Source organism: Nocardia vinacea (assembly GCF_035920345.1).
In the GTDB taxonomy this organism is placed as follows: Bacteria; Actinomycetota; Actinomycetes; order Mycobacteriales; family Mycobacteriaceae; genus Nocardia; species Nocardia vinacea_A.
On sequence record NZ_CP109149.1, the window covers coordinates 9,329,206 to 9,340,807 of the forward strand.

11 protein-coding genes are annotated in these 11,602 nt (G+C 64.9%); 5 read left to right on the plus strand and 6 right to left on the minus strand.

Translation table 11 applies throughout. From position 1 onward, the window contains the following. Nucleotides 1-29 precede the first annotated feature (29 nt). The 5 genes from OIE68_RS42300 (at nucleotide 30) to OIE68_RS42320 (ending at nucleotide 6,440) form a co-directional block, all read left to right on the plus strand. On the plus strand, nucleotides 30-2,423 hold the full coding sequence (locus OIE68_RS42300) for an FxsB family cyclophane-forming radical SAM/SPASM peptide maturase (protein ID WP_327096489.1): 2,394 nt from the start codon (nucleotides 30-32) through the stop codon (nucleotides 2,421-2,423). Beyond that, nucleotides 2,410-3,564, plus strand: coding sequence for an aKG-HExxH-type peptide beta-hydroxylase (locus tag OIE68_RS42305; RefSeq protein WP_327096490.1), 1,155 nt, complete (start codon nucleotides 2,410-2,412; stop codon nucleotides 3,562-3,564). The genes OIE68_RS42300 and OIE68_RS42305 overlap by 14 nt, the downstream gene beginning before the upstream one ends. 145 nt (nucleotides 3,565-3,709) lie before the next feature. After that, nucleotides 3,710-4,951, plus strand: a complete 1,242-nt coding sequence (locus OIE68_RS42310; protein WP_327096491.1) for a cytochrome P450 — start codon at nucleotides 3,710-3,712, stop codon at nucleotides 4,949-4,951. Nucleotides 4,952-4,999: 48 nt separating this feature from the next. Beyond that, nucleotides 5,000-5,866: an LLM class F420-dependent oxidoreductase gene (locus OIE68_RS42315; RefSeq protein ID WP_327096492.1), complete on the plus strand. Its 867-nt coding sequence runs from the start codon at nucleotides 5,000-5,002 to the stop codon at nucleotides 5,864-5,866. A gap of 106 nt (nucleotides 5,867-5,972) precedes the next feature. Further along, on the plus strand, nucleotides 5,973-6,440 hold the full coding sequence (locus OIE68_RS42320; RefSeq protein ID WP_327096493.1) for a PaaI family thioesterase: 468 nt from the start codon (nucleotides 5,973-5,975) through the stop codon (nucleotides 6,438-6,440). A gap of 45 nt (nucleotides 6,441-6,485) precedes the next feature. Here the strand turns inward: OIE68_RS42320 and OIE68_RS42325 are convergent, their stop codons facing one another. From OIE68_RS42325 to OIE68_RS42350, 6 genes are read right to left on the minus strand one after another with little or no spacing between them, the layout of a single operon-like run. Further along, complete coding sequence (locus tag OIE68_RS42325; RefSeq protein WP_327096494.1) at nucleotides 6,486-7,328, minus strand: acyl-ACP desaturase; 843 nt, start codon at nucleotides 7,326-7,328, stop codon at nucleotides 6,486-6,488. A gap of 9 nt (nucleotides 7,329-7,337) precedes the next feature. Then, the gene (locus OIE68_RS42330; protein ID WP_327096495.1) at nucleotides 7,338-8,171 is read right to left on the minus strand and encodes an SAM-dependent methyltransferase; all 834 of its coding nucleotides are present in this window, start codon (nucleotides 8,169-8,171) and stop codon (nucleotides 7,338-7,340) included. After that, the gene (locus OIE68_RS42335) at nucleotides 8,168-8,428 is read right to left on the minus strand and encodes an acyl carrier protein (RefSeq protein ID WP_327096496.1); all 261 of its coding nucleotides are present in this window, start codon (nucleotides 8,426-8,428) and stop codon (nucleotides 8,168-8,170) included. The genes OIE68_RS42330 and OIE68_RS42335 overlap by 4 nt, the downstream gene beginning before the upstream one ends. Then, entirely contained in the window at nucleotides 8,425-8,952 is a 528-nt protein-coding gene (locus tag OIE68_RS42340) for a PaaI family thioesterase (protein ID WP_327096497.1), read from the minus strand. The genes OIE68_RS42335 and OIE68_RS42340 overlap by 4 nt, the downstream gene beginning before the upstream one ends. Before the next feature lie 3 nt (nucleotides 8,953-8,955). After that, nucleotides 8,956-9,744 (minus strand): ferritin-like domain-containing protein, encoded by a 789-nt coding sequence (locus tag OIE68_RS42345; protein WP_327096498.1) that lies wholly within the window; start codon nucleotides 9,742-9,744, stop codon nucleotides 8,956-8,958. Further along, on the minus strand, nucleotides 9,731-11,422 hold the full coding sequence (locus OIE68_RS42350; protein WP_327096499.1) for a fatty acyl-AMP ligase: 1,692 nt from the start codon (nucleotides 11,420-11,422) through the stop codon (nucleotides 9,731-9,733). Before OIE68_RS42350 ends, OIE68_RS42345 begins: the two co-directional genes overlap by 14 nt. Nucleotides 11,423-11,602: the final 180 nt, after the last annotated feature.

The window sequence follows — 11,602 nt, forward strand, 5'->3', positions numbered from 1 at the left end:
ACCGTAAACCGCTTCCTTTTCGTCAGTTTGTGATCAAGGTGCATAGCCGGTGCGATTTGGCGTGCAATCACTGCTATATGTATGAGCACGTCGACCAATCCTGGCGTGGTCGCCCGATGGGGCTGGCCCCGGAGACGGCCACCCGGATTGCGTTCCGCATCGCCGAACATGCGGCGGCGCACGCGCTGCCCGAGGTCGCCATCGTGCTACACGGCGGCGAACCGCTGCTGCTCGGTGTGGACCGCACCAGGGAATTCCTGGCCGCTCTGCACGCGGCCGTCGCTCCGGTGGCCCGCCTGAATCTGCATATCCATACCAACGCGATCCTGCTCAGCGCGGCCTACCTCGACCTGTTCACCGAATACAATGTGCGGGTTGGTGTTTCGCTGGACGGCGATCGCGCCGCCAATGACCGGCATCGGCTGTACCGCAACGGACGCAGCAGTTACGACCAGGTGATTGCGAGCCTCGACCGGTTGCGCCAGCCGCAGTATCGCGCGCTGTATTCCGGCCTGCTGTGCACGGTGGATATTGCCAACGATCCGATCGCCGTCTATCGCGGGCTGCTGGAGCAGCAGCCGCCGCGCATGGATCTGCTGCTGCCGCACTCGAATTGGGAGCATCAGCCGCCGGGTTTGCGGATACCGCGCGATCCGGACACTCCGGCGCGGGGTGGTGGCGAGTACGCGCAATGGCTCATCGCCATGTTCGACGCCTGGAATGCCGACGGTCGACCGGTACCGCTGCGCACCTTCGAATCGGTGGTGGCGGCCATGTACGGTCGTCCGAGCACCGCCGAGGCCATCGGACTCGATCCGGTGGATCTGCTGGTGATCGAAACCGACGGCACGCTCGAGCAGGTCGATTCGCTCAAGACCGCCTTCGAAGGCGCTGCGGCGACTGGACTGAACGTGTGGGACAACAGCCTCGACGAGGCCGCCGTGCTCCCTGGCATCACGGTGCGTCGTGACGGCATCGACGGCGTCAGCGCCACGTGCCGATCCTGTGACGTGGTCCAGGTCTGCGGTGGTGGGTTCTATCCGCACCGGTACCGGCCGGGCACCGAATTCGACAACCCCTCTGTCTACTGCTCCGATCTGAAGGAGATGATCGATCACGTGGCCGAGTCCGAAGCCGCAGCAGGGAGAGGCGGCGCACAAACCTCCGCACATGACGCCGTCGTCGAGTCGCACAGATTGTCCGATGACGAATTCGACCAATTGGCAGCCGGTTTCGGTGATGCCGCCACAGTGAATTGGTTGGCGCAGGCCCAGGCTTCGCTGCAGCGCGAATTATTGTCTGCCGTCGGCCGATTCGGTCCACAGGATGACGAAAGATTCACCGCAGCTTGGGATGTGCTCGTCTCACTGGACACGTCGGCGCCTGACGCGGTGGCTACGGTGCTGGCGCATCCCTACACCCGGGTATGGGCCACCGCCCTGCTGGAGGGGGTAAGCAAGGGCGAGATGGTGGCCGAGGATGTCCATCACCTGCAAGCGGTCGCGGCGGGTGCGGCGCTGCACGCGGGTAAGGATTTGCGGCTGCCGGTGCCGGTGCGCGGCGGGGTCGCGCCACTGCCAACCTTCGGCGCACTGAAAGCCGGTGCGGACGAACAGGTTTGGATCGATACCGGCTCGATCGACAGGCTGGATCTGGTACATCCATTGCGCCGGCTGACCGCCACCGACCTGATCGTCCCGCTCGAGGACACCGACCCATATCGCATCGGCCACAGCTATGCGGCCGACCGGCTCAGCGATGCCGAGGCACACCGCTGGCAGCTCGCTTTCGCCGCGGGTATCGACTTCATCGACGCATATCTGCCCGTCTACGCGCCCGGTCTGCGCTCCGGTTTGCGTGCGGTCATGCCGATGGAGCCGGATGAGAACTACGACCGAAGCGCCTCCATGCGACTGGCTTTCGGCGCGGTCGGCATCGGGCTGCGACGGGCGCTGGTATCGGCCGCGCTTCCGCTTATCCACGAATTCCAACACGTGAAGATGGGCGCCATCCTCGACATGTTCGAATTGTTCGACCGCTCCGATACGGCGCAGCGGTATTACGCGCCGTGGCGACCGGATCCGCGTCCGATCGAGGGGTTGTTGCAAGGCACCTACGCCCATATCGGCGTGACCGATTTCTGGCGGGTGCATCGCACGCGGGCCGAGGGGGCGCAGCGCCAGGAATCGGAGCGGGAATTCGTGCGGTGGCGCATGATGACCGCGGAAGCTATTCGCCAACTCCAGGGATCCGGATCACTGACCCCGCTAGGGGAGCGGTTCGTTGCGGGCATGAGTGCGACGGTGCGGCCGTGGCTCGCCGAATCGGTCGATCCCACCGCGGAAAGTGCTGCGGTGCGTGCCGCCGAAACGCACCGCGCCGCCTTCGACGAGCGCATGAAGGTCAGCCGTGCCGTCGATTGAGTCCGCACACAGTCTGTCAGAGGATCAATTCGCCCAGCTGGCATCGGGGTTCGGCGATGCGGAGACGGTGCGTTGGCTGGTGCAGGCCCAGGCCTCGGTGCAGCGTGAATTGTTGGCGGCGGTAGGCAGATTCGGCCCGCACGACGATGCGCGCTTCGCCGCCGCCTGGGATGTGCTGGTGGGCTTGGACACATCGGCACCGGACGCGGTCGCGGCAGTGCTCACTCATCCCTACACCCGGGTGTGGGCGACCGCATTGCTCGAAAACATCAGTCGCGCAGAGTTCGTCGCCGCGGACGTTTACCACTTGGAGGCGGTGGCGGCGAGCGCCGCGCTGCTGGCAGGCGCGAAGCTGCGAATGCCGGTGCCCGTGCGCGACGGTGTGGCACCTTTGCCGATGTTCGGTGCGTTGCGGGCCTCGGAGCTGGTATGGATCGATACCGGCGACGGGGACGTCGTACTGGCCGAGCCGGTGCGCAAGCTGAGCTATGGCGATTTGACGGTCACGCTGGAGGATACCGATCCCTATCGAGCGCTGCCTTATCTCGGGAGCGAAATTCATCCGACCGGGCGGTTGAGTGATGTCGAGGCCGAGCGGTGGCAGCAGGCTTTCGTGGGCGCTCTCGGATTCATAGAAGAGCATCTGCCCGCGTATCTGCCCGGCCTGCGTGCCGGTCTGCGGACGATATTGCCGCTGCGACCGGATGGCTCGACGAACCGGAGCGCCTCGGCCAGACTGGCATTCGGCGCGGTGGGCATCGCTGCCCGGCACCTGGATCCGCAAGCACTCGCCGAACTGCTGGTGCACGAATTCCAGCACGTCAAGCTCGGCGCGATGATGGATGCCTTCGAACTCTACGACCGCGCCGATATCGAACCGCGCTACCACCCACCATGCTTTTCGCATCCACGCCCGATCGAAGGCCTACTGCACAGCACCTACGCCCACCTCGCCATCACCGATTTCTGGCGCGTCCAGCGCACCGTGACGACTGGAGCGGCAGCCGAGGCCGCCGCGCGGCGCTTCACCGAAGTTCGCCTGCTCACCGCCGAAGGTATCGCGCTACTGGAGGCCGCCGGATCGCTCACCGCCCTCGGTGACACCATCGTCGAGGCAATGCGAAGCAGGATTACCGACTAGCGTCGGGTGCCGCCACGCGCATAGTGCTCGTCTGACCAGCCTGTCGGCGGTCAGGGTGGGTGTAATTCGCGTTCGGGGTGCGGCGGGGTGGATGGGGTGCTTAGGCTCACGGGGCTTGTACGTTCGAACGCCTGGAGTTTTCTCGATGACGATTCCGTCTTCGGCACACAGCCGTGCACCGTTCACTTCGCCGATCGACACGGATGGGCCGCGGGTGGCGTTGTATACGCCGGAGTTCGCGGCGGACCCGCATCGGGCGTATCGGGAGATGCGTGAGCGGTACGGGGCGTTGGTGCCGGTGGATCTGGCGCCGGGGGTGCCTGCCACGTTGGTGGTCGGCTATTACACGGCCTTGCGGATCATGAATGATCCGGATCATTTTCCGGCCGATCCGCGCACCTGGCAGCAGAGCGTGGCCGCCGACTGCCCGGTGCTGCCGATGATGCAGTGGCGACCGAATGCCTTGCGCAATGCCGGTGAAGCGCATGCCAGGTATCGGCAGACCAATGTCGCGGGCCTGGAGAAGGTCGATCAGTACGACTTGCACGATACGGTGGCGAAACTCGCTGTTCCGCTGATCAATTCGTTCTGCGGCGACGGGTCGGCCGATCTGGTGCGCCAGTACGCGTTTCCGCTCGCCTTCACGGTGCTCAACGCCATGCTCGGGTGCCCGGACGATATCGCGCAGCAGGCCGCGACCGGTATGGCCGCGATCTTCGAGGGCATCGATGCCGAGCACGGCAACCAGTTGCTCGTCGGGGCGATGCTGGAATTGACCCAGCTCAAACGCATCGAGCCCGGCGACGACATCACCACCCGGATGCTGCGGCATCCGGCGGCGCTGAGCGATATCGAGATGGTGCACCAGTTGGGCACGCTGTACGGCGCGGGAATCGAACCGCAGCAGAATCTGATCGTCAATGCTCTGATGCTGATCCTCACCGACGAGCGGTTCGGCGGCAGCGTACTCGGCGGGAGCCTGTCGACCAGGGACGCGCTCGACGAGGTGTTGTTCAACAATCCGCCGATGGCGAACTTCTGCATCACCTTTCCGCGCCAGCCGATCCTGATCGACGATGTCTGGCTACCCGCCCACCAGCCGGTCGTCATCAGCATCGCCGCCAGCAATACCGATCCGGCGATCGTCGCGAATAAGTACGCGGGCAATCGCTCCCATCTGGCCTGGGGCGCCGGACCACACGTGTGCCCGGCGAATTCGATGGCCTACCTGATCGCCCAGGACGCCATCGACCAACTACTCGACGCGCTGCCCGAGATCCGCCTCGCGGTGCCGCCCGATCAGCTGACCTGGCGGCCGGGACCGTTCCACCGGGCACTCACTGCACTCCCCATCGAGTTCCCACCCTCCCCGCCGCTGCGGTCCTAGGACCGGCCGTGCCTCCCCGGCGCGCGCCGGCCGTGCCAGGCTCGGCTCATGCGACTGAGTATCTCCCTTGCCGACTTCACCTGGCCGGATTCACCGGGTGCGATCGGCCCGCGAGTCGACCGGATCGTGCGCGCCGCCGATCAGTCCGGGCTCGACTCGGTATTCGTCATGGATCACCTGTTCCAGATCGGTTCGAACGGCCCGGCGGCACACGACATGCTCGAGGCCTACGCCGCGCTCGGGTATATCGCGGCTCGGACCGAGCGAATTCGGTTCGGCGCTTTGGTCACCGCCGTCAGCTATCGGGATCCCGGTCTGCTGGTCAAGAGTGTCACGACCCTCGATGTGCTCTCCGGTGGCCGCGCTTGGCTCGGCATCGGCGCGGCCTGGAATGCCGATGAAGCCGCGGGGCTCGGCCTGTTCTTCCCACCGACCTCCGAGCGATACGAGCGCCTGGAGGAAACCCTGCGGATCGCGAAGCAGATGTGGGCGGGCTCCGAAAAGCCTTTCCACGGACAGCATTACACCCTCGAACGCCCGCTCAACGTCCCCAACGCGCTGACCCGCCCGCATCCGCCCATCATGATCGGCGGACAAGGCGAGCGGAAGACCTTGCGCCTGGTCGCGCAATACGCCGACGCCTGCAATCTCTTCGGTGAATCCGTCGACGCCGTCGCAGTCAAACTCGGCGTCCTGCAAGGACATTGCGAAGCCGTCGGACGACCGTACGAGAACATCGAAAAGACCATGGTCGCGTACTGGTATCCGGACAAATCGGTTGCGGAGCAGGCGGATTCATTCGCCCGCTTCGCCGAGGTCGGCATCGAGCACGTCGTACTCGGCCGCCCCGGCCCGTTCGTGGACGAGGACTTCGAGCAGATCGCCGAATTGGTGCGCGCGGTCGCCGACCTCTGATTTCGATCAGCCGATCGAAGGTGGATATGCAGTGGGTTGTGGCCAGGTGGAATTCACCGGGCGCTGGTCGAATGGGCTGGCATTGTTCGCCAGGGAGGAAGAGGCCATGACCAGCATCGATACTCACAGCAATGGGACCGTCGGCACTCGCGTCGAGGAATTGACGGCGGTATTCGAGCGGGGGCTGCAGGAGAATCTGGGGGTCGGCGCGTCGCTTGGGATTCGGCTGGAGACGGCTGGGGACGGCTTCACCCGGTACTATCTGGATCCCAATCCGGCCACCATCAACGCCATGTTCACGGTGCACGGCGGGGTGATCGCGACGCTCATGGATACCGCGATGGGGAGTGCGGTATTCACGAAACTCGGTGACGGCGTGGCCTATACGACGCTGGAGCTGAAGGTGAATTTCATCCGGTCGGTGACATTGGACGGATCGCGACTCACCTGTGAGGCCAATGCGATTCACGTCGGGCGACGCACCGCGACGGCGGAGGGGCGGATCGTGGACGCGAACGGCAAGTTGATCGCACATGGTTCGACCACGATTCTGGTGCTGAATCCGGAGCAGTGAAATAAATAGCCCTGCCGCCGAGGATTTGGCGGCAGGGCTATTTATTCAGGCCAGCGCGTTGCACTCTCCGATGAAGCGAACCAGTTCGTCGAGCCGGTCGGATCTGGCATCCACCGTCCGGTCGATTACCTTCACCAGATGCTCGTAGGCCTCGGTGTGGTCATAGGAGGCCACATCGGCGATCTTCAGCGCCCACCGCCAATAGCCGCGCATGGTATCGGCCAGTGGCATACGGAAATTGGCGATCACATCGCGGATCGGTTCCACTGTCGCATCGCCCTGCACCCGCAGATACCGCCCGACCACATCGGCCATGAAGCTGAAATGCCTTGCCTCATCGCGAGATAACCGGGCCAGCACCGACGCGAGAATCGGTTCGTCGACCACATCCCGCAGGTGCTGGTAGTACATCTGGGTCGCCTTCTCCTGCACGAGCGCGTAGGCGAAAAACTGCACCGGATGGTCGTAGGGCAGATCGAAGGGCTGCTGGCCCTCGACCGCCAATTCCGCACGGAGAGAACCGCGGTCGGCGATTCCGGCGGCCTCCTGGTAGCGAGCGAGAGCGCGGGCGTGGGTGTCCTCCTCCAGCGCCCACCGCACGGTGAAGTGATAGAGCTCGCGGTTGTGGATGAAGGTGGTCCGATCCACGGTGTCGTCCACCGGGAAATGGCGGTGGTACACATCGAAATAGCCGGGCAGATGGTCCTCGATGAGGGTGACGAACTGCACCGCCGAACGCTGCCCCTCGGTGAGCCGGCCCGCATCGGCGAGCGACCAGTCGAAGGCGGTCTCCACATCCCAGGCGCGCGTGGCCGGGGATGCGGCGAGGAAGCCGTCCACCGCGGCCGCTACCTCGTCGACCGGAAGCAGAGCCGATTCCATATTCATCTGTGTCTCCTACCGGGCATTGCGACAGGTCAGCGCGTAATGCTTGGTCGTATAACCCCATCCGGCATTGGCGATCTCCAGATAGTGCCGCAGCTTTGCGGCCAGGCCCGGACCGTGCGCGTCGATGCGCTCGGCGGCCGCGTCGACATTGGCGATCCAGTCATCGATGGTGCGGCGGTAGTGCTCGGTGAGGTCGTCCACCGCGATGATGGATAACCCGGTGTCCTCGGCGGCGGTCACCAGCTCCGACAGCGGGCGCAGATCACCCCAGCCGAAAATGTCCTCGCGAACGAATTCGGTGCCGACACGGGTATCGAAAGCATTGCGGGCGGAGGCATTTCGGAAACAGCTCTCCGAAACATAGAGCACGCCGCCACGCCGCAGCACCGACCGTGCGCGCCGGAACACCGCGCCGAGATCGGGCATGTGCACGATCGAGCCGAGCAGGGACACCGCGTCGAAGCTGCGAACCGGCAGGTCGAGCTCTTCGAAGTGTCCGACCCTGGTGTGCACGCGTTCGGTGACACCACGCGCGACGGCTTGTTCGGCGATGTACTCGTGCTGGCGCGGTGCCGGGCTGACTCCCATTGTGTCGCAACCGAATTCCTCGGCCATGAACAGGATCAGCGAACCCCAGCCGCAGCCGACATCGAGCAGTCGCTCCCCACCGCGCACTCCGAGCCGGTCGGCGACGAAGCGCAGCTTCTGCCGCTGCGCCTGTTCAAGGGTGTCGGTCGACGAATTGTACAGCGCCGAACTGTATTTGCGCAGCGGGTCGAGGAACTGGCCGAAGATATCCGGATCCAGGTCATAGTGCTGGTTGGTATCGGCGGTGATTGTCACGCCGCCGCCTCGTGCAGGGCCCGATCGACGACTTTGACGACATCCGCGAGCGTGGCGAGACCGAAGACGTCCTGGTCCTCCAGCTCGATGTCGTAGGTGCGTTCGATCTTGGCGACCATGCGCAGCACGCGCACCGAATCGACGCCCGCCATGCCTCGCAGGTCGACGTCGGGCCGTAGTTCGGCCTCGGCGATGCCGGTCTCGGTGACGGCGATATCGGTGACGGTGCGCAGGATGTCGTCGGCGGTGTGGGTCATTGCTGAACTCCATTCGAAGAGAGGGCATTCGCGGTGGTCAGTGCGTGGGAGAGCAGGGCGACCTCGTCGTCGCGGAGGGTTAGTTGATGGCGGACCGCATCGAGTTCGAACGGCTGATAGGCCGCGCTGGAGGTGGCGCAGACGGTGCCGTCGGCGTCCCGGATCTCGGCCGATGCCTGAATCGGGAGCTGTGTCTCGGATAGCGTTGCCACACAGTGGTATTCGGAGTCGATCAGCAGCGGGGAAATGAATCGGGTGCGCTGCGAGACCGTGAATGCGGGATGGTGGCGGGCCAGCACGATGAGATTGCCCATCACCTCATCGCAGATCACACCGATGAGCCCGCCGTGTACCACCCCCGGATAGGACTCGAAGCTGCGTCCGAGTCGGAAGTGGGCCTGCAGGCCGTCCGGATGCGGTTCGAACTCGAGTCGCAGCCCGGACGCGTTGTGCGGGGAGCAGCCGAAGCAGTGGTAGTCCGGAATCACCGACCACGGCACCTGAACCGAGCTGTGTCGTTCCATGAGCTAGGCGATCGCGTCAGCGAGGGCGCGGCGGACCTTCGCATTGGAGGACAGGTCGAGGCCGGTCATATTGGCAAAGGTGCGACGCACCTTGTCGTGCAGCACATCCAGCTCGCCCTCGGCGGCGACCTGCTCGAGAAACAGATCGAATCCGGTGTCGATGGTCTCGTGGTCGCCGAGTTCGCTGATACCCGCCTTGAAGGTGCTCACCGGATGCTTGATCTTGGCCTCGGAGCTGTAGACATACAGGGTCTCCAGCACCGAGGGCAACTCCTCGGGCCGCTGCTCCAGCCGCTTCGTCGCGTAGTGGATGAATTCGCGGGCATGTCCGGCCTCATCGCGACTCGCATTGAGCAGCAGGCCCTTCAGCACCGGCTCCTGCACCCAGCTCGCGACGGCGCGGTAGATGTGGTTCACCGTGAGTTCGGAGATGATATTGGTGGCCAGGGTGGCCGAGGGAGTGGTGCCGGGCGCATACGGCTCGCGCATGGAGTCGACGGCCTTCTCGTCCACGCTCTCGCCGACCGCGCCGAGCCAGGAGCGAAATGCGTAGTGGTGCTGCACTTCCTGGTAGCCCCACACCACGGCGAAGGTGGAGAAGTCGTAGTCGTCGACGAATTCGTTCATGAAGCCGTGTACCGCGGCGATGACATTGGATTCGCCCATCGTCGCGCTCTTGGCCAGCGTCACGTATTCGGGGCGGACAAGTGCGCGGTCGACGGCGTCGAGGTCCAGATCGGTCAGCCGCCAATGCAGGCGCTCGTAGTGACGGAAGACTTCATAGCTGTGCACAGGAGACTCCAGTTCGGTCGATGCGAATGTCATTGCCGTGGGAGATGAGGTCGCGGGCGGCGAGGCGCTGCAGTTTGCCGCTGCTGGTGCGTGGAATGCTGCGTGGCGCGACGAGATACACCTCGACTGCGGCCAGCCCGAGTTCGGTGGAGATGCGGCCGCGGATCTGATCGGCGAGCGCATCTGCCGCCGCGCCGGTGCATTCGGATTCGGCGATCAGCGCGATGACATCCGCGCCGTCGGGATCGGTTGCGGCGGTGCAGCGGCCCTTGTAGATGCCGTCGAGGTCGCGTACGGCGGCCTCGACATCCTGGGCGTAGTAGTTGACGCCGCGCACGGTGATCATGTCCTTGCACCGGCCGGTGACGAAAAGTTCGCCATCACGCTGGTAGCCGAGATCACCGGTGCACAGCCAACCTTCGGTATGCAGTCCGGCCACGCTCGACGGGTCGGCGGTCAGGTAGCCGTCGGTCACCGAGGGGCCTTGGATGTGGATTTCACCGACCGCGCCGTCCGGAAGTTCCACGCCGGTACCGAGGTCCACGATCCGCAGTCGCAGATCGGCCACGGCGGAGCCGACACCCGCGACGGCACGCGCACCGGGTGTGTCAGGTGAAACAAGCTGCGCCCGAGCGTTATCGGCTAGCGCGGTGCGGTCGACCCACTCGAACAGCGGCTCCCGGCCGAGCGGTGGGAAGGCTACAGCGAGGGTGGCCTCGGCCATGCCGTAGACCCCGAACATCGTCGACGGCGCGAAACCGGCGGGCGCGAAACGCTCGCGGAACGCCTCGACCACATCGCGGGCGATCGGTTCGGAACCGTTGAAGGCAATGCGCCAGTGCCGCAGGTCGTAGTCGGTGACCTCGTCCGCCGGGATGGCATTGAGCAACGCCTCGTAGCCGAAATTCGGCATCGCGGTGATCGTGATGCCGCTGGCCGCGAATTCGGCGAGCCAGCGGGCCGGATCCTTGACGAATGCCAGCGGCGACCAGACATGTGCCGGGATGCCGCGCAGGATCGCGGACAATGTGCCGAACAGGCCCATATCGTGGAACAGCGGCAGCCAGAACCCGCCCTGATCGGTGAGATCGAGCGCGATGCCGGTGCGGATCGCGGCAAGGCCACTGAGTGCGTTGTGGTGGGTCAGCCGAACGCCTTTGGGGGCGGCGGTGCTGCCGGAGGTGAACTGCACGATGGCCAGGTCGTCGGCGTTGATGGTGGGCAGCGGTGTGCTGTCCTCGGTGAATAGCGTTGCGGTGTCGACTAATTCGACGTTCACCGCAGTGACGAGCAGCGCGGCGAGCTCGGCGAACCGGTGCGACACCAGCACCGTGCGCATCCCGGCCGCCGCCACAATGGCCGCGAGCTTCTGTGGATATCCGCTCAGCTGCGCGGAACCGGCGGGCAGGGGCAGGGGAGTGGCGGCACCGCCCGCTGCGGCGACACCGAACAGACCGATCAGGAATTCGGGCGCGTTCGGGCACAGAATGCCCACCGGCTCGCCGCGCCGTATCCCACGGCGGACCAGCGCCGCGGCGGTTCCGCGGGACTGCCGGTCGAGTTCGGCGTAGGTCAGCGTTTCCGACACCGACCAAAAGGTGGCGGCCACCTCGGGATGCTCGGCCGCGACCCGCGCCAGCCGGCCCGGCAGCGTTTCGACCGATTCCGCAGAATTCATGTCTGCCACCACAACAGCGAATTGTGACAGCGCATTGAACACATTGTGAATTACGGTCTGCGATAAACAAGCGCGATCATTCAATCGCGTTGCCCGATACGGTATTCGGGCTATGGCGCGATAGGAACGGACAATCGTCGCCGTACCGCCGGGTGCGACGGCACCACGATGGACCGGAAT